The 22909-nt window shown below is 48.8% G+C and carries 18 protein-coding genes; 12 read left to right on the top strand and 6 right to left on the bottom strand.

Annotation, left to right across the window (positions count from 1 at the left end; translation table 11 throughout):
• Positions 1 to 3 precede the first annotated feature (3 nt).
• From panD to smrA, 5 genes are all read left to right on the top strand, one after another.
• The gene (panD, locus tag IDZ20_RS01700) at positions 4 to 384 is read left to right on the top strand and encodes an aspartate 1-decarboxylase (RefSeq protein ID WP_188149701.1); all 381 of its coding nucleotides are present in this window, start codon (positions 4 to 6) and stop codon (positions 382 to 384) included.
• A gap of 384 nt (positions 385 to 768) precedes the next feature.
• Positions 769 to 2700 (top strand): acetate--CoA ligase, encoded by a 1932-nt coding sequence (acs, locus tag IDZ20_RS01695; RefSeq protein WP_188149700.1) that lies wholly within the window; start codon positions 769 to 771, stop codon positions 2698 to 2700.
• A 227-nt stretch (positions 2701 to 2927) separates the two neighbouring features.
• Positions 2928 to 3392: an FKBP-type peptidyl-prolyl cis-trans isomerase gene (locus IDZ20_RS01690; protein WP_188149699.1), complete on the top strand. Its 465-nt coding sequence runs from the start codon at positions 2928 to 2930 to the stop codon at positions 3390 to 3392.
• A 54-nt stretch (positions 3393 to 3446) separates the two neighbouring features.
• On the top strand, positions 3447 to 4853 hold the full coding sequence (gene ppnN, locus IDZ20_RS01685) for a nucleotide 5'-monophosphate nucleosidase PpnN (protein WP_281250535.1): 1407 nt from the start codon (positions 3447 to 3449) through the stop codon (positions 4851 to 4853).
• 83 nt (positions 4854 to 4936) lie between these two features.
• On the top strand, positions 4937 to 5518 hold the full coding sequence (smrA, locus tag IDZ20_RS01680) for a DNA endonuclease SmrA (protein WP_188149698.1): 582 nt from the start codon (positions 4937 to 4939) through the stop codon (positions 5516 to 5518).
• An 8-nt stretch (positions 5519 to 5526) separates the two neighbouring features.
• On the opposite strand, the gene olsF is transcribed toward smrA, so the two are convergent.
• On the bottom strand, positions 5527 to 7242 hold the full coding sequence (gene olsF, locus IDZ20_RS01675; protein WP_188149697.1) for a bifunctional ornithine lipid synthase OlsF: 1716 nt from the start codon (positions 7240 to 7242) through the stop codon (positions 5527 to 5529).
• 108 nt (positions 7243 to 7350) lie between these two features.
• Positions 7351 to 8556 carry a hypothetical protein gene (locus IDZ20_RS01670; protein ID WP_188149696.1) on the bottom strand — a complete coding sequence of 402 codons (1206 nt, stop codon included), beginning with the start codon at positions 8554 to 8556 and terminating at the stop codon, positions 7351 to 7353.
• Between the two features lie 160 nt (positions 8557 to 8716).
• On the opposite strand from IDZ20_RS01670, the gene serB reads away from it, so the two are divergent.
• Entirely contained in the window at positions 8717 to 9928 is a 1212-nt protein-coding gene (serB, locus tag IDZ20_RS01665) for a phosphoserine phosphatase SerB (protein ID WP_188149695.1), read from the top strand.
• Here serB and IDZ20_RS01660 read toward each other — a convergent pair.
• The 3 genes from IDZ20_RS01660 to epmB all read right to left on the bottom strand — a co-directional run bounded on the left by IDZ20_RS01660 (position 9925) and on the right by epmB (position 15169).
• Complete coding sequence (locus IDZ20_RS01660; protein ID WP_188149694.1) at positions 9925 to 12012, bottom strand: EAL domain-containing response regulator; 2088 nt, start codon at positions 12010 to 12012, stop codon at positions 9925 to 9927. The genes serB and IDZ20_RS01660 overlap by 4 nt on opposite strands.
• A 328-nt stretch (positions 12013 to 12340) precedes the next feature.
• Entirely contained in the window at positions 12341 to 14098 is a 1758-nt protein-coding gene (locus IDZ20_RS01655) for a PilZ domain-containing protein (protein ID WP_245792051.1), read from the bottom strand.
• Between the two features lie 66 nt (positions 14099 to 14164).
• Positions 14165 to 15169, bottom strand: a complete 1005-nt coding sequence (gene epmB / locus IDZ20_RS01650; RefSeq protein ID WP_188149693.1) for an EF-P beta-lysylation protein EpmB — start codon at positions 15167 to 15169, stop codon at positions 14165 to 14167.
• Between the two features lie 48 nt (positions 15170 to 15217).
• Between epmB and efp the strand changes: the two genes are divergently transcribed.
• The 3 genes from efp to IDZ20_RS01635 all read left to right on the top strand — a co-directional run bounded on the left by efp (position 15218) and on the right by IDZ20_RS01635 (position 19023).
• Complete coding sequence (efp, locus tag IDZ20_RS01645; protein WP_188149692.1) at positions 15218 to 15787, top strand: elongation factor P; 570 nt, start codon at positions 15218 to 15220, stop codon at positions 15785 to 15787.
• A 115-nt stretch (positions 15788 to 15902) separates the two neighbouring features.
• Positions 15903 to 16847, top strand: a complete 945-nt coding sequence (epmA, locus tag IDZ20_RS01640; RefSeq protein WP_245792050.1) for an EF-P lysine aminoacylase EpmA — start codon at positions 15903 to 15905, stop codon at positions 16845 to 16847.
• Positions 16848 to 16851: 4 nt separating this feature from the next.
• Positions 16852 to 19023 carry a YgiQ family radical SAM protein gene (locus tag IDZ20_RS01635; protein ID WP_188149691.1) on the top strand — a complete coding sequence of 724 codons (2172 nt, stop codon included), beginning with the start codon at positions 16852 to 16854 and terminating at the stop codon, positions 19021 to 19023.
• Positions 19024 to 19150: 127 nt separating this feature from the next.
• On the opposite strand, the gene cysE is transcribed toward IDZ20_RS01635, so the two are convergent.
• A complete protein-coding gene (cysE, locus tag IDZ20_RS01630; protein WP_188149690.1) occupies positions 19151 to 19975 on the bottom strand; it encodes a serine O-acetyltransferase in 825 nt (274 codons plus the stop codon).
• A 517-nt stretch (positions 19976 to 20492) separates the two neighbouring features.
• Between cysE and IDZ20_RS01625 the strand changes: the two genes are divergently transcribed.
• The 3 genes from IDZ20_RS01625 to IDZ20_RS01615 form a co-directional block, all read left to right on the top strand.
• On the top strand, positions 20493 to 22346 hold the full coding sequence (locus tag IDZ20_RS01625; protein ID WP_245792049.1) for a carbamoyltransferase family protein: 1854 nt from the start codon (positions 20493 to 20495) through the stop codon (positions 22344 to 22346).
• Between the two features lie 9 nt (positions 22347 to 22355).
• Positions 22356 to 22772, top strand: a complete 417-nt coding sequence (locus tag IDZ20_RS01620; RefSeq protein WP_188149689.1) for an SxtJ family membrane protein — start codon at positions 22356 to 22358, stop codon at positions 22770 to 22772.
• Positions 22772 to 22909: DUF5989 family protein (locus tag IDZ20_RS01615; protein ID WP_188149688.1), on the top strand; the 138-nt coding region annotated here is incomplete at its 3' end. The genes IDZ20_RS01620 and IDZ20_RS01615, both read left to right, overlap by 1 nt.

Raw genomic sequence — 22909 nt, 5'->3', positions numbered from 1 at the left:
AGCATGCAAATTACGCTTCTCAAGGGTAAATTGCACATGGCGTGTGTTACCCAGGCCGAGCTCTGGTACGACGGCTCGTGTGCAATAGATGCAGATTTAGTGAAGCTCGCAGGGTTGCGGGAGTTCGAGCGCATTGATATTTATAATGTTGATAATGGTGAGCGCTTCTCCACCTACGTGATTCTCGCCGCGGCTGGATCAAAAACGATTTCTATGAACGGAGCGGCTGCGCGTAAAGTACAGGTAGGCGACCGTATTATTATTGCCGCTTATGCACAAATGGAAGATGTTGAAGCCGACAAGTTTGAACCGCGTTTAGTTTATTTGAATCGCGACAACTCCGTTGAACGAACCTCTAGCAGCATACCCGTTCAGGTCGCCTAATTGTTGGCGGCCTGCTTGCAGCATAGATTGCCACTTTTAATATCACGCTGCATGCTTTTGGTTGGCGTTGATAATGTGTCGACGTTTCTGATGTGCGGGTTGCGGCTCGCCAATTCAGTGATACTTCATCGCTATTTCCGCTTCAGTATGCGTATTGGTTGCAGTGTAGTCGTTACAGGTCGTTGTTCTCGATTTTATTTTCGTCCCCCTTCTTAGTATCTACCTGAACCTTTATTGTGGCTCGCTAGATTTGCGCCAGCTCAAACAAGTTACAATCCGTTCACCGACTAATTTAATTAACGGTTATGATTAAACCGAGAAATTAAATAGGGTAGTATCTCGCCTTATATTTTTTAGTGCCCAGAAACTTGCTGGAGTTGGATCATGTCGACCGTCTATCCCGTACCACTTGCCATCGCCGATAATGCCATTATTTCAAAAGCCGATTACCTACGGATGTATAAGCATTCGATTGCGCACCCAGATGAGTTTTGGGCTGAACAAGCACGCTATTTTCTACGCTGGGAAAAGCCTTGGGAAACGGTTCGTGAGTATGATTTTGTAAAAGGCGAGGCTAGCTGGTTTGCCGGTGGTGTGTTGAATGTAGCAACCAACTGTATCGATAGGCATTTGGCGCATCGCGCCGATCAGGTTGCCATCATATGGGAAGGTGATGACCCGAGTGTCGATGCGCACATCACTTACCGTGAATTGCACGATAAGGTCTGCCGGCTTGCGAATGTGTTGAAAGCCCGTGGTGTAAAAAAAGGTGATCGCGTTTGCATCTATATGCCGATGATCCCCGAAGCCACTTATGCAATGTTGGCCTGTGCTCGAATTGGTGCAGTGCACTCTGTAGTGTTTGGCGGGTTTTCACCGGAAGCACTTAAAGATCGCATTAACGACTCTGATTGTCAGGTTGTTATCACCGCAGATGAAGGCCTTCGTGGTGGTCGCGCCGTGCCCTTGAAAGCGAATGCCGACAAAGCCTTGAAGCAATGCCCTGGTGTTAGTTCGGTTGTTGTTGTTAAACGTACCGGCGGCAGTATTGATTGGCATGAGGGCCGAGATGTTTGGTACCACGACGCGATCGAGTCGGTCAGCAGCGAATGCCCCGCAGAGCCTATGGACGCGGAAGACCCCCTATTTATTTTGTATACCTCCGGCTCCACTGGAAAGCCTAAAGGTGTACTTCACACAACCGGTGGTTATTTGCTGCAAGCGGCGATGACCCACAAGTACGTCTTCGACTATCACGAAGGTGAAATCTATTGGTGTACTGCCGATGTCGGGTGGGTGACGGGGCACAGCTATATCGTTTATGGTCCACTGGCAAATGGCGCCACCACACTGATGTTTGAAGGTGTCCCTACCTACCCAACGGCGGCGCGCTGCTGGGAGATTTGCGATAAGCACAACGTCAGTATTTTTTATACCGCGCCAACAGCGATTAGAGCCTTAATGGGGCAGGGCGATGAGTTTGTAACAAGCTCATCGCGCGCGTCACTGCGCATACTTGGTACCGTCGGCGAGCCGATTAACCCCGAGGCGTGGGAATGGTATTACCGCGTAGTTGGCGATAGTCGCTGCCCGATTATGGATACCTGGTGGCAAACTGAGACCGGCGCTCACATGCTTACACCCTTGCCCGGCGTTACCGATCTTAAGCCCGGCTCCGCGACACTGCCATTTTTTGGTGTAGAGCCGGTATTGCTGGATGGAGACGGCCACGAGGTTGAAGGCGAGGGCGAAGGCAGTTTGGCAATAAAGTCCTCTTGGCCTAGTCAGATCCGCTCTGTATACGGCGATCACGAGCGTATGGTGCAGACCTATTTCAGTACCTATCCCGGCTACTATTTCACTGGTGACGGCGCGCGTCGAGATGCTGACGGTTACTATTGGATTACGGGGCGAGTAGACGATGTGCTAAACGTTTCAGGTCACCGTATGGGTACCGCAGAGGTCGAAAGTGCGCTGGTACTGCACCCGAAAGTAGCGGAAGCCGCCGTTGTCGGTTGCCCGCACGCCATCAAGGGGCAAGGTATTTATGCCTACGTTACCCTTATGAGTGGTGAAGAGCCTAGTGAAGCCATAAAGAGCGAACTAATAAAACTTTGTGTTCAAGAGATTGGGCCTATCGCCAAACCGGATCTTATTCAGTGGGCGCCCGGCTTGCCGAAAACACGCTCAGGTAAGATTATGCGGCGTATTTTGCGGAAAATAGCCGCAAATGAGGTGGATGCTTTGGGCGACACTTCGACACTCGCAGATCCTTCAGTGGTCGATAACCTGATCTCAAATAGGTTAAATAAATAATGCTGCGGGCGCCACTTTGCTGGCGTCTTGTCATGCTATACCAGTTCACTCAACACTAAAATCACCCTTGTTTATACCTAGAGTGAGCTGGTAATACCTCGCTAGTTTCCCCGCGCTAAAGTACTAATTTAACAGCGTCTGCGTTAAACTCGCGCATTCAACATTTCCCTACACATTAGCATTCATGCCTGCGGGCAGCTATTTACGCCCTTGGGCAGGAGAACTCTATGAAAATTCAGGACAACTGCGTTGTTTCTATTCACTACACATTGAAAGGCGCAGACGGAGAAGTGATTGACTCCTCTGCTGGCGGTGAGCCGTTAAATTATTTGGCCGGTGCCGACAACATTATTCCAGGCCTAGAGCGTGAGTTGGAAGGTTGTGTTGTTGGCGACCAAAAAAATGTTGTTATACAACCTGCGGATGGTTATGGCGAAGTCATGGCCGAGCTAGTACAAACACTTCCTGCCGAGGCGTTCAGTGGTATTGAAAATATCGAAGTAGGTATGGAGTTCCAAGCGCAAACAAGTTCTGGCGGCATGCAATATGTTGTTGTAACTGAAATTGGCGAAGAAGGCATTACTATTGATGGCAATCATGCACTGGCAGGTAAAGAGCTACATTTTGACGTTACCGTAGACAGCGTACGTGAAGCAACCGAAGAAGAAATCGCACACGGTCACGTACACTAAAATACGCGAGTGTTATTAGGCTAACCGCACAGCACGAGGAAGGAGCATAAGTTAGTGAGTGAAGTATCAACCCTAGAATTAACCCAAGGAGCGGGGCCGGAAAGTACGGGCATTTCTGCTCGTATAACACCTGATAACACCATGGAGGTTTTGTCGCAGCAAGAAGTTGCGCGATTAGTTGATAGAGGTAACGAGCAAGTTTATGAAACTTTCCGACGCTGTGCTTTAGCCGCGTTGAATACCGGTGCCGAAACAGATAACACACAACTTGTTTTAGAGCAGTTTAAAAACTTTTCTATTGACGTTGTAACGCAAGAGCGCGGTATTAAGTTGGAGCTACACAATGCTCCTGCAAATGCATTTGTTGATGGCGAAATTGTTCAAGGCATAAAGGAACATGTGTTCTCGGCATTACGGGACATCATCTACGTTAATAATGAATTGCTGGAAAAGTGCGACGCCGACCTGAATACCAGCGAGGGGATTACTAACGGAGTGTTCCATATTTTACGCAATGCCGGTTTATTGCGCACTCAGCGGACCCCCAACATTATTGTCTGCTGGGGTGGGCATTCGATTAATGAAGTCGAGTACGAATACTCGAAAGAAGTCGGTTATCAAATGGGGCTACGCGGCCTTGATATTTGTACCGGCTGTGGCCCTGGGGCCATGAAAGGGCCAATGAAGGGGGCAACATTTGGGCATGCCAAGCAGCGTGTGCAGGGCCGTTATATCGGTATTACTGAACCCGGTATTATCGCCGCAGAATCGCCCAATCCAATTGTAAATCAGCTTATCATTATGCCGGATATCGAAAAGCGTTTAGAGGCGTTTGTTCGAGCTGGGCACGGAATTGTGGTATTTCCTGGTGGCGCCGGTACCGCGGAAGAAATTCTCTATATTTTGGGTATTTTGATGCTGCCAGAAAATAAAGATATTCCTTTCCCATTAATCTTTACCGGCCCACCCACGGCGGCCGCTTATTTTGAGCAGATTGATGAATTTATTGGTTTGACGCTTGGAGCCGAGGCGCAAAAACTCTATGAGATCGTTGTCGATAATCCCATTTTGGTGGCTCAAAAAATGCGTGACGCTATGCAGCGGGTTACCGATTATCGACGGGCTACTCACGACGCCTACTATTTTAACTGGGTGGTGCGAATTGACGATGACCAGCAGCATCCTTTCGAGCCTACGCACGCAAAAATGGCGGCACTAAGCCTTCATAAGCAACAGCCACCACATAAGCTCGCGAGCAACTTGCGCAAGGCGTTTTCGGGTATTGTAGACGGTAATGTTAAGGCCAATGGGATTAAATCCGTTGCTGAAAACGGCCCGTATTTGATCAGTGGTGACGTCGAAATTATCGAGCCGTTGGAAAAGTTATTGCGCTCGTTTGTTGAGCAAAAGCGAATGAAGATCCCAACGACTGAGTACGAACCTTGCTATCGGATCGTGTAGCTACCTAGGTATATTAAGTGTCGGGTTTGCAGTATTTGGGTATACGCGGCTAGATTAATTGGCCATTTTGGTGAGAGATAATCATGTCTGATGATGGCGATTTTAGCAGTCTCTTAGGTGACGATGTTCAGCCACTTAAGGTCGAGAAACGCGTTGATATTAAAGCGCCGCGCGATGCTGATGTTGATAAAGAAGCTCGGCGTTTGAGCGCTGAGGCTGCCACCAGTACAAAGGCGGATCCACTCAGTACGCCCGTGGACATGGTTGACCCGTTAGCGGTGTTGAGCTTTCAGCGCGCTGGTGTACAGCATGGTGTTTTCAAAAGTTTACGCCTTGGTAAGTATCCACCCGAGGCGCGTTTAGATTTACATCGAATGACCGTTGAGCAGGCACGCCGAACGATTTTTCAGTTTGTAAAAGATTGCATTGCCAATGATGTGCGCTCGGCGCTTATAACCCACGGAAAAGGCGAGGGTCGCGAAACGCCGGCGCTGTTGAAAAGTTGCGTCAATCATTGGTTGCCACAATTTGAAGAGGTTTTGGCTTTTCACTCGGCGCAAAAACAACATGGCAGCTATGGCGCTACCTATGTCTTGTTGCGCAAGAGCGACCGCAAAAGACTGGAAGCAAAAGAGACTTACTCGCGAAAACAACGTGGTTTGTAGCGCGAGCGTTAAAGTTTTGGAATGTAGCGTTTACGCTTGTTCTCTTTTAAGCTCCAAACGTCGGCCATACACAGGCCGTCGAGACAGTCGCCAAAATCGGGGTCGCGACTAAACACTATCGATTTAAATCCGCCGGGTTCATACAGCGCGGCATACTGCTTAAACAAAACCGGTAACTTGTGACCGCCCGCGTTAAATTTCTCCTGCATCAAATCAAATGCCTCTGAGGCATCGGCCGGTCCGAATAGCTGGTCAAGTTCGTCAAGGGTATCGGTGCTAATCAAGTATGGATGGTTTGCTTCGGCCAGTTGTTGTTCGCAGGCGTAATAGCGTCGATAAAAGTAAACTAGGGTATTCATCAGTTGGCGCGGGTAATCGGCACTCATACTGACGGGGCCGATCAAATAGCGCACATCTGGATTGTGAGCGATATAAGCCCCCAAGCCTTGCCATAAATAATCTAAACAGGCCTTTCCCCAGTATTTTGGTGAGACAAAGCTGCGTCCCAATTCAATTCCCTGTTCAAAGTAGGGGGCGAGTTCGGGTTTGAATTTATATAGGCTTCGAGTGTACAGCCCCTCTTCGCCAAAGTTCGCAAGTATATTTTTCCCCTCACCAATTCTATAGGCGCCGGCTATCTCTTGATTTTTAGCATTCCACAGCACTAGGTGGCGGTAGTGCAGGTCGTAGCTATCGATATCGCGTTTTTTACCTGTGCCTTCTCCCGCCATGCGGAATGCCAGTTCTCGCAAGCGGCCAATTTCTTTTAATACTGCAGATTTTTTTGCGCAGTCGACGAGATAGATTTGATTGCCGTCGCGGGTTTCGCCGATCAGCTTATTGTTTTGTAGTTCGGTAAAAAGTTTTTTCGGTGGCTGGGCAGAGGCCAAGGGAAGCTCACTGACAAAGGCGCTTACCTTTTGTTGGCCAAGCCGATAAATGTGTCTTTTTACACGTTTAACGAGTGCTCGATCCTGAACAGATTTACTGCTCAGCCGGTTGCTCGGAATTAATTCACCGACGGTAAGAGCAATGTTAGCGGAGCGTTTGTTAAACATCTCGTGGGCGAGCAGGGCGGTTCCCAGCGGTTTAAAAAGTAACGAGGCGGCATAGAAAAATAGCGAGTTTTTTGCGTTGATGTGTACTGGCAGAACAGGCGCCGATGTCTTGCGAGAAAAGTGTAAAAAGCCGGGTCTCCAACGCGTATCTTTTACCCCAGACGGGCGTGCGCGAGAGACTTCTCCTGCGGGGAATACTATCACTGCCTGTTCATCTTCTAGCGCTTTAATGACGTTTTTATAGCTTTTTCGGGTGCTGCCACCGGTCATATTATCTAGCGGAATAAATAGCTCGTGTAGGGGTTCGAAGTTCATCAGCATATCGTTTGCGATGACCTTCACATCGCGTCGCACCTCGCCTACCATCCTTAGCAATGCCAAGCCATCGAGCGAGCCAATAGGGTGGTTCGCGATGATAATTAGTCGTCCAGCTTTAAGTATTCGCCGCTGCTCGCGCGCGTCTACGCGGTAGCTAAAGTTAAAATAGCTGAACACTCGGTCGATAAAGTCGAACCCTCGAGCGTCGTTGTTGTCACGTAAAAAAGCATTGATTTCAGTTTCGTGAACGAGCTTTTTGAGTAGTGTAAGCGTGGGGTTGCGCAGCATTTTGGGTTTGCTGGCAAAGCTGGGGAATTTACTGTGAATAGCCTGTTCGACATTGATCATGGTGCGCCTGTCCGTTCTCGATTCTAGGTGTGAATGGAGGGATAATGCGGACAAGAGTAGTGTAAGAGTATGACCGAACAGTGACAGATACTAGGCCAATTGCTGAGCCTAGCGGGCGCTCAGTTTTTCAAATTCTACACGTTGGTTTTCTAGCAAATTTTGGTAGGGTTGACGGAAGCCCGTTACGAGCTTGCGGTCGTCACCACTACTGACATCGACAATAAGTAAGCGGCGCCCAATAAGTGGGTCGCGAGCGGCAAGCGAATCTAGCGCTAAACCGACAATTGGTAAGTTGCTCACTTCATTTTCCTGCGTCGTTTCAGCGTCGCTGGCTTGTTCGTTTGGGTGTTCTCCGGGGAGCGGGTCTGCACTTTCGTCTGTCGGGTTTGCCACCGAAACGAAAGCGGCAAGATCGAGTGGTATGTTGTGAATAATACTGGCCAATTCAACAATGAGGTAGCCGCTGCAGCTAGCGCGGAACAGGGCTTCACTCTGTGATTCATGTATAGGGAAGCGCAGCACATAACACTCACCCTCCAAGGAAAAACTGTAGCCGGAGTAGAGCGCAACTACATCGGCAATAATGGTTTCCATGCGGGTAAGTGTCTTGCGCAAGCTGGCACCGTTTAGCTGTTGCTTAAGCACCGTGAGGTTTTTGACCCGAATAGTTGTATATACACAGGGCACCGTGGTCATTGATAGGCTGATCGGGACTATTTCGTTCGTAGTAGAGCTAAGTGTTTCACTCGGTTGATCGGTGTTTTGGCTAAAACTCCCGCCGTTAAAGACAGGCAGTCGACTAAGCCATTGCTTTAGGTCAATTTCCACACTGCCACTACGCCAAATCAGCCATACGATCATTGCGGCTAATACCAATTCAAACCAAAGAATAGTGGACTGCAGTGCGGCTAAGCTTTGAGTGGGTTGCTGTAAGGTTATTCCGAGGTAACCGGCAATACTGTCGTGCAATAGGATCGCAGCAGTATAGTTCGAGCTGTTTTTGGTTGGTTTGCGCGAGTCTCCTGCTTGCACTAAGAGATTATTTTCGACATCGTGAATGGTGGCGAGCTGTGTTAATGGGTTGTCCATTACCCCTTGTAGAATGACTTGTAAGCGCAATAAGTCATGATTGAATGCTGCATCAACGGCCTGCTGCGAGGCCATTCGAGCCATGGTTCTACCATAGTTGTCGAGCTGACTTTGATTTATTTGCTGGGCCGGCGGCAGGGTCGCGAGTGTAATGACCAGTATTCCTACGAACAATCCCAAAAGAAAGAGGACAAGTCGAGGTAGCGGCTGAAATTGAATGCGCAAAAAGTATCTCCGATGCTCGTGCGTGGCCGCTAGCTTCTAGCGCTGCGGCGAATATTTATTTCGTAAGATAGAGACAATTATCTTCGAAGGCAACGGGCAGGTGTATTTGTCTGCGCTTGCTTTATAATGCCCCACTATTTTCTTTCATAGAGCAGGACACGTGCGCGATCTTACCTTAATCAAAATTGCTGGACATGATCGACCGGGAGTGACCTCGGTGGTCACTGATATTCTATCTAAAGCTGATGCGAGCGTGCTCGACATTGGTCAGGCTGTAATTCACGATAACCTATCGCTCGGTATGCTGGTGCGATTCCCAACAAACGCTAAGGCACAAGCCTCGCTTGATAGTGTTTTGGCTGCGATGGAATCTCTGGCAATGCAAGTGCGCTTTGAGACGATAACTGAGCCTGAATACGGCGAGTGGGTTTCTCATCAGGGCAAGGATCGTCATATCGTAACGCTGCTGGCCCGCCAGATTACCGCAGAGCAAATTGCGGCACTAACTACGATTGTAGCCAAACACGAATTGAATATTGACGATATCAGTCGCTTGACCGGGCGGGTGCCACTTGAATCAGACAATGGCAATAGTAAAGCCTGTATTGAGTTCTCTGCCCGAGGTAAGGCTCATAATATTGGCCAGTTGCGCGCAGATTTCGCTGAGCTGGCATCTAGGCTTGATGTGGATATAGCCTTCCAAGAAGATAATATGTATCGCCGCACACGACGCTTGGTGTGTTTCGATATGGATTCTACCTTAATTGAAGCGGAAGTTATCGACGAGTTGGCGAAAGCTGCGGGGGTTGGCGCTGAGGTAGCTGAGATTACCGAGGCGGCGATGCGTGGTGAGCTGGACTTTAACGCAAGCTTTAGACGCCGGATGGCTTTGTTAAAAGGCTTGGATGAATCTGTGTTACAAGGTATCGCCGAACAGTTACCGGTAACCGAGGGGGCGGAGCGGTTAATTTCATCATTGCGCAAGCTCGGCTATAAAACCGCGATTCTTTCCGGTGGTTTTAATTACTTTGGTCATTATTTGCAGAAAATGCTCGGTATTGATTATGTTTTCGCCAACGAGTTAGAAGTTGTTGATGGCAAGGTTACTGGCAAGGTTACCGGCAAAATTGTGAATGGCGAGCGTAAGGCTCAGTTGTTGCGCGAACTAGCAGCAAACGAGGGTATATCTCTAGAGCAAGTGGTGGCGGTAGGTGATGGCGCTAACGATTTGCCAATGCTGAGCATTGCGGGGCTAGGAATTGCCTTTCGAGCAAAACCCCTCGTAAGGGCTGAAGCGAAACAGGCCATCTCGACCTTGGGGTTGGATGCCATTTTATATCTGATGGGCTTTAGAGACAGAGAGCTAGATTAGCTCTCTGTATCAAAGTCATAGTTCATGGCGTCGGTTGGGCCCTGTAGATAGTAGCCCTGAATATAGTGCACACCAGACTGCCAGAGTTTAGATAGCACGCTGGCATTCTCGACAAAAGGCACAATTGTGATTTTGTCTTCCTGATGAAGCTGGCTAACCAATTCATTTAAGGCTTCGGCATCTTCACTATTCTTCTGTAGGTCTTGGGTGAATGAGCCATCGATTTTCACATGCGAACAGCTCAACATCTTCAGTGCGTTAAACGGATTTAGGGCGCATCCGAAGCGCGTAATGCTGCACTCACAACCCAGCTTTTTAAGATCGGCGGTAAACGAGCTGGCAACGTTGAGGTGATCGTTGATATCGATTTCGTTTAGCTGGAAAATGATTGCCTCGGTTGGCAATCCAGCCGCTTTAAAGGCCACTGCCAGCCAAGGTGTTAAGGTAGGGTCGAGCATAGATTCGCGGCTGAGATTGACGATTAAACGAGTATCGTTACCCTTGCCGCGGTGGTCTGCAAGCAGTTTGATAGACTCCAATATTACCCAGCGATCGATCTTAGTAGTGGCTCGAATTCGTGCTGCCGATACCAGAAATTCGTTTGGCGAAATCTCTGTTCCTTCACTATCTAGCATCCTTAAAAGCACTTCATAGTGTTCTTTATCGGAGCCACGCAAGCTCAATATTGGTTGAAATAAAAGCTTAAATTGATTTTTACTTAACGCGTTCTGAACCATATTGGTGATATCGCGTTTTTCGTCTTCGGCGCTGCGTTCTTCCGGCTCGTACATGCGCACATGTTGCTCGGGTTCCAGCTTTGCTTTTTGCTGTGCTTTAAGTGCTTGGTCGATGGGCTCGTCGGTACCGGCGGTGTTCTCTGTAATCAGGGATACGCCGATGCTGTAGCTGAACTGGATTGTTTTACCATCGATATCAACGACGTAATCCGTTAATTTTTTATAGAGCGTAGCCGCGCGCTTTAAGGCTGTTTCGGCATCTATCTTAGGTGCCAGCAACATAAAGGAGTCTTCGTTAAAGCGGCATAGAAGGTCGCCTTTTTTAACGAGCGATTTAGCGTGAGCCGCAATAGTTCCCAGTACTATATCTGTGGACGAAACGCCGATTTTGGCGCTGACGGTCTCGATAAAGTCTTCTATTTCAATATTAATAAGTGCGCTGTTGATTTGTGCGGTAGCGGCCTTGTCTACGGCTTCATGTAGGTGATCCATGAGTACGCTTTTGTTGAACAGGCCTGTTGCCAAGTCTTGGCTCTTAATTTGTTGCAGTTGCGCTTCCAGTTCTTCGTTGTCCGAGCTGGAAGTGCGGACTAGGAACTGAATGCAAAGTTCTTCTTCATAGCTTGATTTTCGAATTTCAACCTTTAGCCCGCGTTCGCTGCTATCGGCTGCCGTTACACGGAAGTCGAGTGACTTGGTTTCGATGTCGCTACCTTTTAGGGTGAATTCTTTTAAAAACTTCTTAACTTTGTCTTGATCGTCGGCGCTAATAATGTCAATTACCGGCATACACTCGAGCTCATCACGTGAGCTGTGACCAAGGAGTTCGCTAAAGGATTCGTTCACATATAGAAACATACCATCTTGAACAAAGGCGATTGCATCTCGTGAGCTATCCAGTAATTGTTGGTTGTGGCGCTCGATCTCGCGGTGGCGTCGTTCAGCTGTGCGACGTTGGTCGCGTTCTTCTCGATTTTGAAATTCGCGCTGAATTACTTGCAAGAGATGTTGGTCCTCATCGAGGCGAACCACGTCCATGGCCCCAAGCTTCATGCCGTCAACCACGGCCGAAGTGCCTTCTTCTTGAGTTTGTAACACGAGGGGAACATCTTTGTTGAGGCGACGAATGAGGCGTACAGCATCGGAGGGTTTGATGTTGGTGGTGGTATCTAGGCCAATCATCAGATCCCAGGATTTCTCCTGTAACAGCTTATTAAGGGCTTCTTCACTGTCGACGTACTGTGCTCTGACAGGCCTGCCTGCATTGTGCAGCATACTGATCAGTCTCTCGGCCTCATTACGTGAATCGTTTAGGACGAGCAGTCGTATGGTTTTAATTTGTGTCATAAATTCGATTTGGCCCATAGCAAAATAGCCAAGTTTGAGTGAGCCGATACTGGCCGCGACTCGTTGACAGTTTTCCGCTTAGTTAATCTTTCGCTTAGTTAGGTTGCTCTCGCATAGTGGAGTATAGCTTAGCGAAGTACAGCGATTGTGTTGTGCTCAGTAGGTAAGTCTTATAGCTGACGCAAAAATGACCACGCCCACTATAACAGGAAACCAGCTAAATGAAGCACGCCCCAGTTTACTTGATATATAGCTGCAGTCCTAGAAAGCCAAGCGCGAGCTTGCTACAGATTGCTATTGCTGTGCTGGGGCGCAAGTTTTTAGAGGGTTATTCCCAGTCATCTTCAAAATTTTCTGTTTCGACATCCTGTTTTGATGGTTTTTTGATCTCAGGTTTAGGGCTGCTGGGGGTGTCGAGTGGGTGAAATGAAAATTGACGAATAGTACTCGTGGAGAATACCGCCTTGTTGAGTTTGATGGTGGTGGCTTCTTCGCCGTCAAACAATCTAACCTTGTCTTGTTCGTGAAAGGGCACACTCGGGGTCAGTAGTGTCGCCGGTGTATCTGCCGACTTGCTGGATGGGATGTAGAGTGCTCGCATGTAATCCGAGTAACCACCCATGCCGTAAATCTGCGCGGCGCCATAGGGTTTCGGCTGACTTGCTAGGGTTTGAATACCCAGTTGAGATGAGTCTTTTAGTTGGCGTACCCAGCGCACCACGCCCACAGTCCAAGTGTGTCTCCCCAGCTCTTTAATCCCGAGCACTTCTCCCGCAAGGAGCTTGTTGGGGACGTCTCCCTTCCATAATAGGCAATAGCCACCATTGCTGATGTTTTGAATTGATGTACGGTAAAGAGGGCGATCGTATTCCGTTTTATCATTCGGTTTACTGCTTAGCGGAGTTAAGCCAACCGTTAGGGTGTTAGCAATGCCGCCGAACTGACTGCTGGCGCCGCCTTGCTGGCTAAATTGGTCGAAGGATTGAGCGCCGGAGATGAAATAGTGGCAATCGACTAAACCAACGCAGACTTCGCAAGAACTTTTAACGGTGCGACGATCTTGTCGCCGTTGAGCAATACTACTCCAGCTCGCGATTACATGATTGAGCAGTGTTACAGGAAACCCAGCGGGCATTGACAGCCCCTCGGTTTCTGCAGGGCTATCTACTTCGCCGCCCGGCATAAGCTTGGTTATCTGATTTACCAGCGACTTGAAATCTAGTTCAACAACGCGATCGTCCTCACTACCGACAAAACGGGATTTGTATGTAGGGGCTAAATCGGCCGAAATATTAACGATAAAGAAGTTGTCTTTATCTTGGGTTAAATTTGGCAGGAGCCGCACACTCAACGACCATGTTTCGAAAATCTCATAAACTCGCGCTACATCTTTACGGTTGAGTTGATTTAAGCGGGCGGTGGCGAGCATCAGCACTCGAATATAGGCGCATTGAATATTGCTCGCTCGCATTCTGATCAGATGTGGATCGTTGACTGGGTTTGCGAGCACATCGAAATATTCGGCAACTTGAAATAGTGCGTGCAAGTGATGCCAAAGCCCCGTTGGTACTTGGGTGTAGAGTTGATAACTGCGGAAAAAAATTAACCCAATACCGGATATAGCGCGGTGTAGCGCTAAAGTCAGACCTTCTAGCGCAGAAGCCTTAAGACGCTTTTGTGTGCATATTTCTCGAATACAGCGAGTGTAACCGTCCACCATAGATTTTTGCAGCGCTTGTGCGACGATGGCTGTTTTCTGCGCATCTTTTGGCAAAATGATGGGTTGATTAAGAAAGTCTTGTGTGAGCGCTTCAATAGCGCGCTGGGTAACCGGACGAACCGCTTCCAGCACCGCTAGGCGTTGCATCGGGGCAGTGCGTAAGCGTGCTATTTCCGGTAGCGAACGGTATAGCGTCGCGCTGGTTTGTAGGTTTTGCGTTGCCCGCAAACCTTCCACCCACTGCTGAACTTTTGCAGGTTTGGCGCTTCCACAGAAGGATAGTTTGGTCAAATCAGTTGGTGGGAGCGCAATTCCACCTAGCAGTGTTATCGGGAGCATTTCGTTATTCATGAGCGATTTCAGCATATCCGTCCCTGGCAACACCCTGAAGTATAGTCGACAGTTATAAGCTTGGTTGGTCGATTAAACTTTTTAGACGGGTGTTTTACTTGTAGCGCCGGCCTCTTCCCTTACCAGTTTTGGTACCAGATAGCCGGGTAGGTGTGCGAGCATTGCCATATGTAGGCCTTTTGCATCGCGCTCGTTTTGGTCGAAGTGAGTAGTTCCTTCGACCTTATCTAATAAGTGCAGATAGTACGGTAGTACACCTAACTTAAACAACTCTTTGCTGAGTTGAATTAGTGTCTCTGCGACGTTGTTGATACCTTTTAACAAAACGGTTTGATTTAGCAGGGTAATCCCCTGATTTCGCAGTAGCGCAAACGCTGCACCAACTTCGCTGTCGAGTTCCTGTGGATGATTGCAGTGAACCACCAGTACCGGCTGCAGTCGAGAGCTTGTCAGTATGTTAACCAGCTCCGGTGTGACTCGCGAGGGTAAGACTATTGGTAGGCGCGAGTGGATGCGCAGGCGCTGAAGGTGTGGAATTGCGCTTAGTTCGTCAATCAGCCAAGCAAGTTGCCGGTCGCTAATCACCAGTGGGTCGCCGCCGCTGAGAATGACTTCGTCTATGTCCTGTGTTGATCGGATGTAGCTCAAGGCATCGAGCCACTGTGCCCGAGAGGGGCTGTTTGCTTGATAGTCAAAGTGACGACGAAAGCAGTAGCGACAATTAATGGCGCACTGAGGGGCGCCGATCAATAAGACGCGACTGCGGTATTTGTGGATCAACCCCGGAACTGGGTTGCTCTCAGCTTCCTCGAGCGGGTCGGCTGAATAATCGGGGTGCTGATTGAACTCTTCTGCCAAAGGGAGTACTTGCAAGAGCAGGGGGTCGGCAATATCTCCGGGCTTCATTCGGTTTAAAAAGGACTGGGTAACACGCAGCGGAAACAGGTTTGCAGCCTGTTTAGCCGCTTCGAGATGACCAAGGTCGAGTTTTAATGTGGTAAAAAGCGCTTCTGGCTCAGTAATAAGCTGACTTAGCTCATCTTGCCAGCTTCTAGTCTGCCATGTTGGGATAGTTCGATGTATCATTAGCGCCCTTATTTTACAGCAACATTTTCGTGATTAATTGAGGTCAAGATGGCTACGTATTCTACCAATGAATTCAAGGGTGGTTTAAAAGTAATGTTAGATGGAGACCCTTGCTCCGTCGTCGAATGTGAAATGGTAAAGCCCGGTAAGGGCCAAGCGTTCGCACGTGTGCGTTTGAAAAACCTCAAGTCCGGTCGCGTTTGGGAGCGTACCTTTAAGTCTGGAGAGCAACTCGAGGGTGCGGATGTGATGGATATGGATATGCAGTATCTGTATACCGACGGTGAGTATTGGCATTTTATGGAGCCGCAGTCGTTTGAGCAACATCAAGGTGATGCAACCGTAGTTGGCGATACCGCTAAGTGGTTGCGTGAGCAGGATATTGTGATGGTAACGCTGTACAACGGCGCGCCGTTGGCAGTAACGGCCCCAAACCACGTTGAGCTAGAAATTGTTGAAACCGACCCAGGTTTAAAAGGTGATACCGCTCAAGGTGGCACTAAGCCTGCGACCCTCTCAACCGGCGCGGTGGTAAAAGTACCGCTGTTCTTGTGTACCGGTGAAGTTGTGCGTGTAGATACCCGTACCGGCGAATACCTCGGGCGTGCAAGTAAATAACAAACCGGCGAGTTGTCGTGTTTGATTGAGAAGCCGGCCTAGTGTCGGCTTCTTTAGTTTTGTCGATTTTGTATTGCCCTCGTTATGCTGGCGATATCACTGTATAGCTTGAGTTATGTTTATGCCTTGTGACTGGCAACCTTCTGCGTCTATCGTACATCTACAGCAGCGTGCCAAGCTGATGAGTCAGTTGCGCACTTTTTTTTCCGAAAGAGGCGTGTGGGAGGTGGATACACCAGTTCTCGGCGCCGCCTCGGTGAGCGATCCCCATATCGAGGCCTTATCGGTTGCTGAGCACTACCTGCAAACGTCGCCAGAATATTTTATGAAGCGTTTGTTGGCGGCCGGCAGCGGCGCTATTTACTATCTCGGTAAAGCTTTTCGCCGCGATGAGGCGGGCGCACGCCATAACCCCGAGTTTACAATGCTCGAGTGGTATCGCCCCAAGTTTGATGACCACCGGCTTATCGATGAGCTGGTCGAGTTGATCCGTTACTTAAAGGTAGCGGCGGCAATTACCAAAATTAGCTACGGGGAGCTGTTTGAACGTCATACTGGGCTCAATCCGCATACCGCAAGTGCGGCCCAGTTTAGGCAGCTAGCGGCGGAGAAGCTCGACGTAAACTGGCCTGATGACTCGATCAGTCTTTGGTTAGACCTGCTTTTTTCTCATCTCGTTGAGCCGCAGTTGAACGACGCTATTTACCTTGTATACGACTACCCAGCTTGCCAGAAGGCATTAGCGAAAACCTCGGTTAACGCTGAGGGTGTTGAAGTGGCGCACCGCTTCGAAATGTTTTGGCAAGGTATTGAAGTCGCCAATGGCTATTGGGAACTAACCGATGCGGCAGAGCAGCGCAAGAGGTTTAACGCCGATAATCAAACTCGCTGTGAATTGAGTAAGCCCATTATTGCTCCAGATGAAAAGTTTTTAGCCGCGCTGGATGCCGGTCTTCCCGAGTGCGCTGGTGTCGCCCTTGGTGTCGATCGCTTGTTGATGTGCCTGCTCGAACAGCGCACTATTAGCTCCGTGCTCCCATTCTCATATATGCAGTTGTAATCCTATGCCCCAAATCGCCGCTCGAAATATAGAACAATACCCGCGTTACTGGGCCGAATGTTACGGTGTAGCGCCGTTTCTGCCGACCTCTCGTGCCGAAATGGATCAGCTCGGCTGGGATTCCTGCGATGTCATTATTGTTACCGGCGACGCTTATGTTGATCATCCAAGTTTTGGTATGGCTGTGATGGGGCGACTCCTAGAGAATCATGGTTTTCGTGTTGGCATAATTGCTCAACCCGATTGGCGTAGTGCCGACCCTTTTAAAATTCTGGGAAAACCGAACCTCTATTTCGGCATAACCGCCGGCAATATGGATTCATTGATAAATCGCTATACCGCAGATTTACGTATCCGCCACGATGATGCCTATACCCCTGGCGGAGAAGGTGGCAGTCGCCCGAACCGTGCGGTTACCGTTTACAGCCAGCGCTGTAAAGAAGCCTGGAAAGATGTACCCGTTGTGATCGGCGGTATCGAAGCGAGTTTACGCCGTATCGCGCAATACGATTATTGGAGCAACGAAGTGCGGCGCTCGGTACTTATCGATTCTACCGCCGACATACTTCTATACGGCAACGCCGAGCGCGCGATTATCGATTTAACCCATCGCTTGGCGGCGAATGAAAGCATCAAAGACATCACTGATCTACGTGGTACCACGGTTGTTATGCCCCACGTTCCAAATGGTTTTACCGAGTTGGACTCGTCGCGTATCGATTGGCCTGGGCGGCTTGATGCTATGCCCAGCCCTTACGAATACGTACCTGAAAACCAGTGCGACTCCGGAGCCTCTCCGGTAACCGATGACGCGGTGCAGCCGATTCGAGTTGTGCCTATGCCGTTGCGTCGCGAAGAACAAAACCTAAAGCCAGAAACAACCTGTATACGCTTGCCATCGTTTGAAAAGGTTTCGAAAGATGCCATTCTATACGCGCACGCATCGCGGGTATTACATCAGGAATCCAACCCGCATAACGCGCGAATCTTGGTGCAAAAACACGGTAAGCGCGAAATCTGGGTGAATCCGCCCCCCATTCCTTTAACCACGCCAGAAATGGACTTGGTGTTTGGTTTGCCCTACGCCCGCGTTCCGCACCCAAAATACGGAAAGCAAAAAATACCCGCGTACGACATGATCAAAACCTCGGTGAATATTATGCGGGGTTGTTTCGGCGGCTGTACGTTTTGTTCTATTACCGAGCACGAAGGGCGGATTATTCAAAGTCGGTCGCATGAATCTATCCTGCAGGAAATTGAAGATATTCGAGACAAGGTTCCCGGTTTTACGGGCACTATTTCTGATTTGGGTGGCCCCACCTCGAATATGTACACGCTAAATTGTGACGACCCGAATATTCAATCGTCCTGCCGCAAGTTGAGTTGTGTCTACCCAACGATTTGTAAAAACCTCAATACCGACCACAGCCCGACAACCCAGTTATATCGCAAGGCGCGCAAGGTGCCCGGTATTCACACGGTGGCGATTGCTTCCGGCTTACGTTATGACTTAGCGGTGGAAGACCCTGAATATGTGAGAGAGCTGGTCACCCATCACGTTGGTGGTTATCTAAAGATTGCGCCGGAGCACAGCGAGACTGGAACCTTAGAAATGATGATGAAGCCGGGCATGGGGAGCTACGAACGGTTTGAAAAAATGTTTTATCAGTTCTCTAAAGAGGCAGGCAAAAAACAGTATTTAATCCCTTACTTTATCGCCGCGCACCCAGGCTGTAAGGATGAGGATATGCTGAACTTAGCGATTTGGCTTAAGAAACATGAATTTGAAGTTGATCAAGTACAAACGTTTTACCCTTCGCCTATGTCTTTGGCTACCGCGATGTATCACTCCGATCGCAATCCGCTAAAGCCGTTGAACTATAAAACGAAAAAAATCTTCACTCCCAAAGATGGCGACCAGCGTAAAACCCAAAAAGCATTTTTGCGCTACCACGATCCAGAAAATTGGCCGCAGTTGCGCAAAGCCTTGCGAGCTATGGGGCGAAGCGACTTAATTGGTGAGTCGCCACGACATCTGGTGCCCAGCGAAGAGCGCGAGCTGCGCCTGCGGTCGAATGAAAAACGTATGGGGAACCCGCGAGCGCGTTCTGCCCGTGGAGATAAACGTAATCAGGCTATGCCCAGTAGAACCCCACCTAAAGGCAAAAAGCGCTAGCTCCTCGGATTCCTATCCCCGCCTAATAAGTTTCCAGCCTAAAAAGAGAACCGGTCATACCGGTTCTCTTTTTAGTGACTATGTTTTTATCATCTATAGCGGCGTAGAAAGCCTAGGGTTCTAACGATTAGTCGTCGCAGTCGCAACTAAAGTCGTGATTCATATCCAGAGCAGGGGAAGAGGTAACCGGATGGCCAACGGGTTGTGCGGGAACGCCGACAACCGTCGTGTGTGGCGCAACGGCCTTAAGTACCACGCTGCCGGCACCAACCTTCGCACCTTCGCCAATTTCAATGTTGCCGAGAATTTTTGCCCCAGCACTGATGAGCACGCCGCGTCGAATTTTAGGGTGACGATCACCAGCTTCTTTACCCGTCCCACCCAAGGTAACGCCCTGCATAATTGATACATCATCTTCTATCACGGTGGTTTCACCAATCACAATGCCGGTTGCGTGATCAAGCATTATTCCTTTGCCAATGCGGGCTGCGGGGTGTATGTCCACCCCAAAGGTAAGCGCAATATGGCTTTGCAGGAAATAGGCCAGAGACTTGCGGCCACCCAGCCACAGGCAATGCGCAATTCGAAACGCCTGTAATGCGTGAAAACCCTTGAAGTAGAGGAAAGGTAAGACGTAGGTATCGCAAGCAGAGTCGCGGTCAAATACGGCCTTGATATCGGCGCGAATAGATTCCTTGAGGCCGGTATTCGTTTTGATCGAGTCCTCGATGATCTCGCGAATCTGCAAGGCCGAAATAGCGGGGCTGGCTAGCTTCATAGCCAAATGAAAGCTCAATGCGGCTTCCAAAGTCTTGTGATTCAGAATACTGGCATGTAAATAGCTTGCTAGAGCTGGCTCCGACTCGGCCTGCAGCCGCGTTTCCTGACGAATTCTCGCCCATACAGGGTCGCCGGATTCGATCACCGCTACGGTGTGTTCTGCCTGCTGCATGTTAAAACTCCAAATAGTTGTGATTGGCTATTATTGGGGTTACCAGCTTGTTTTTCCAGTGCGGCACTCCGGCTCCCTCATATTGTATATCTAGACGACCACATCGGGACGATAATGAGATGGGGGTCACACTTTGGGGTGCACCCTAATAGTACAAGTGACTATCACTAGCTGGTAATATTTCTCCTCTGAACTGTGTGAGCTGTTAGCTAGAGATTTGTGACGACTGGATTCATCGAAGAATGTTTTTCTGAGTTGAAACAGTCTGGAGTAATTCGGTAGCTAAAAATGTAGTAACAATAAAAATAATATATTCAGACCTTACAGAAGTCGCGTTCAGCCATTCTTTCAGGCGGAGTCCTGAAGTGAATACACTTTGTTTTACGCCAATTTACAATAATAACAAGCGATCAATATTCCATTTTGTTTTAAATGACGTTTGTAGAGCTCTCGTGCGTGGTGATATTGCGCACGTCGTTCTGTGTTATTGATCGATAAAGTAATTCAGGGGAAATCTGTGAAGAATAATAAAAAAGTTATCTTAGGCTTGTCTGCCTATTACCACGATAGTGCTGCGGCACTTGTTGTCGGCGGTGAAATTATGGCGGCCGCACAAGAAGAGCGTTTTACGCGTAAGAAGCACGACCCGTCTTTTCCAGAGCACGCGATTGGCTATTGTTTAAGGGAGGCCGCGATAGACCTTTCTGATATAGACCACATCGTTTTTTACGATAAGCCATTGGTTAAATTTGAACGCCTTTTAGAAACGTATTTACATTACGCGCCAAATGGTTTGCGCTCTTTTATTGCCGCGATGCCTGTTTGGCTAAAGGAAAAGTTATTTTTAAAGTCGACATTAAAAAAAGCCCTGTCAGCGATGAGTGGAATAGCGCCGGGGGATTTGCCGCAACTACTCTTTAATGATCACCATCGCTCCCATGCGGCCTCAGCGTTCTATCCCAGCCCCTATCAAAAAGCCGCGGTTATTTGTCTTGATGGCGTTGGCGAGTGGGCCACGAGTAGTGTTTGGGTTGGCGATGGCAATAGTTTGACACCGCAGTGGGAAATCGACTTTCCTCACTCGCTTGGGCTCTTGTATTCCGCGTTCACCTACTACACCGGGTTTAAGGTGAATGCCGGTGAATATAAATTAATGGGCTTGGCTCCATATGGCGAACCTACCTACGTTAACCTTATTTACGACAACCTGATCGAAGTTAAGGATGACGGTACATTTCGTCTCGATATGAGCTACTTTAATTACGCCACAGGCCTGACCATGGTGAACGATAAGTTTGCTGCATTATTTGGTGGGCCACCGCGCACACCTGAGAGTGAGCTGGGCCAAAAGGAGATGGATTTAGCGCGTTCAATACAAGTTGTAACTGAGGAAATTATTCTGAGGTTGGCGAAAACAGTACAGCGTGAGACCGGCTGCGACAGTCTTTGTATGGCTGGCGGCGTTGCACTAAATTGTGTCGCTAACGGGCGTTTATTGCGCGAGGGCGCTTTCAAGAATATTTGGGTGCAGCCTGCTGCGGGCGATGCAGGTGGTGCATTGGGCGCCGCCTTAAGTTGTTGGCATGAGTATTTAGGCAACCCTCGTACTGCAAATCCAAGCGATAGTATGCAAGGTTCTTATCTAGGATCGCGTCACGAAAAAAATGAAATAAAGGCGTATTTAGATACCGTCGGCGCAAAATATCATTTCATGGAAGATGACACGTTGCTCCCCACAGTCGCCGACGTTCTGGCATCTGAACAGATCGTCGGTTGGTTTCAGGGGCGTATGGAGTTTGGGCCACGCTCACTGGGTGGTCGTTCCATTCTGGGCGATCCGCGCAGCCCGCGCACGCAACAAACGATGAACCTTAAAATTAAATACCGTGAAAGTTTTCGTCCGTTTGCGCCGGCATGTAAAGCGGAAAAAGTTTCGGAGTGGTTTGAGATTGATGAGGCCAGCCCCTACATGCTGATGGTTGCTCCAGTGAAGAAGGAAAAATGCCATCAAATGACGGATGAGCAAAACAACCTGTTTGGTATCGAAAAGCTCAACATCCCTCGCTCCGATATTCCAGCGGTTACGCACGTGGACTATTCCGCTCGAATTCAAACCATACATAAAGAAACCAATCCGCGATTTTATGGGCTAATTGACGCTTTTGAAAATATAACGGGTTGTCCGGTATTGGTGAATACATCATTTAATGTGCGCGGCGAACCGATAGTGTGTTCGCCTGAAGACGCTTATCGCTGCTTTATGCGCACGGAGATGGATTGTTTGCTGATCGAAAATTTCTTGATGTACAAACATGAACAGCCAGAATGGGCGGAAGCCGGTGACTGGCGCGAAGAATTTGAGTTGGATTAGGAGTAGCGTATGAGTAATCAGTTATTTCCCAAAATTGAAAACCCTGGGGCAGTTGAACTGCGTAAATTCGGATTGATTAGTGCCGTATTGGTAAGCCTGATATTTGCGTTTTTCTTACCTTGGGTATTTAGTCACGCGATACCGCAATGGCCTTTTATTGTATCGGCAATTTTGGTTGTTTGGGCGTTGGTGTTGCCCTCAACTTTATATGTCGTGTATTTACCGTGGATGAAAATAGGTGCAGTTTTAGGTTTTATTAATACGCGTATTATCCTAGGTATCGTTTTCTACTTACTTATAACCCCCGCCGGATTTGTAGCGCGTTTATTCGGTTCAGCGACGATCAAATCACATGACACAGACGAGCTCAGCTTTCGAATAGAAAGCAATAAACCAACAGCAGAACATATGGAGAGGCCATTCTAATGAGCGATTTATTAATAGACCTTTGGGGCTTTATGCGGGCCCGTAAAAAATTCTGGCTTGCACCTATTATTTTGGTGTTGGTGTTATTGGGTGGGTTGATTGTGTTCGCACAAGGCTCTGCCGTGGCGCCGTTTATT

This window comes from Teredinibacter waterburyi, assembly GCF_001922985.1.
In the GTDB taxonomy this organism is placed as follows: Bacteria; Pseudomonadota; Gammaproteobacteria; order Pseudomonadales; family Cellvibrionaceae; genus Teredinibacter; species Teredinibacter waterburyi.
This window is presented reverse-complemented; position numbering and strand designations above follow the sequence as displayed.

What these genes read in the sequence shown, in the direction of transcription:
- panD (WP_188149701.1), top strand. Translation starts at nt 4, where the DNA reads ATGCAAATTACGCTTCTCAAGGGTAAATTGCACATGGCGTGTGTTACC.
- acs (WP_188149700.1), top strand. Translation starts at nt 769, where the DNA reads ATGTCGACCGTCTATCCCGTACCACTTGCCATCGCCGATAATGCCATT.
- IDZ20_RS01690 (WP_188149699.1), top strand. Translation starts at nt 2,928, where the DNA reads ATGAAAATTCAGGACAACTGCGTTGTTTCTATTCACTACACATTGAAA.
- smrA (WP_188149698.1), top strand. Translation starts at nt 4,937, where the DNA reads ATGTCTGATGATGGCGATTTTAGCAGTCTCTTAGGTGACGATGTTCAG.
- olsF (WP_188149697.1), bottom strand. Translation starts at nt 7,242, where the DNA reads ATGATCAATGTCGAACAGGCTATTCACAGTAAATTCCCCAGCTTTGCC.
- IDZ20_RS01660 (WP_188149694.1), bottom strand. Translation starts at nt 12,012, where the DNA reads ATGACACAAATTAAAACCATACGACTGCTCGTCCTAAACGATTCACGT.
- IDZ20_RS01655 (WP_245792051.1), bottom strand. Translation starts at nt 14,098, where the DNA reads ATGCTGAAATCGCTCATGAATAACGAAATGCTCCCGATAACACTGCTA.
- epmB (WP_188149693.1), bottom strand. Translation starts at nt 15,169, where the DNA reads ATGATACATCGAACTATCCCAACATGGCAGACTAGAAGCTGGCAAGAT.
- efp (WP_188149692.1), top strand. Translation starts at nt 15,218, where the DNA reads ATGGCTACGTATTCTACCAATGAATTCAAGGGTGGTTTAAAAGTAATG.
- epmA (WP_245792050.1), top strand. Translation starts at nt 15,903, where the DNA reads ATGTTTATGCCTTGTGACTGGCAACCTTCTGCGTCTATCGTACATCTA.
- IDZ20_RS01635 (WP_188149691.1), top strand. Translation starts at nt 16,852, where the DNA reads ATGCCCCAAATCGCCGCTCGAAATATAGAACAATACCCGCGTTACTGG.
- cysE (WP_188149690.1), bottom strand. Translation starts at nt 19,975, where the DNA reads ATGCAGCAGGCAGAACACACCGTAGCGGTGATCGAATCCGGCGACCCT.
- IDZ20_RS01620 (WP_188149689.1), top strand. Translation starts at nt 22,356, where the DNA reads ATGAGTAATCAGTTATTTCCCAAAATTGAAAACCCTGGGGCAGTTGAA.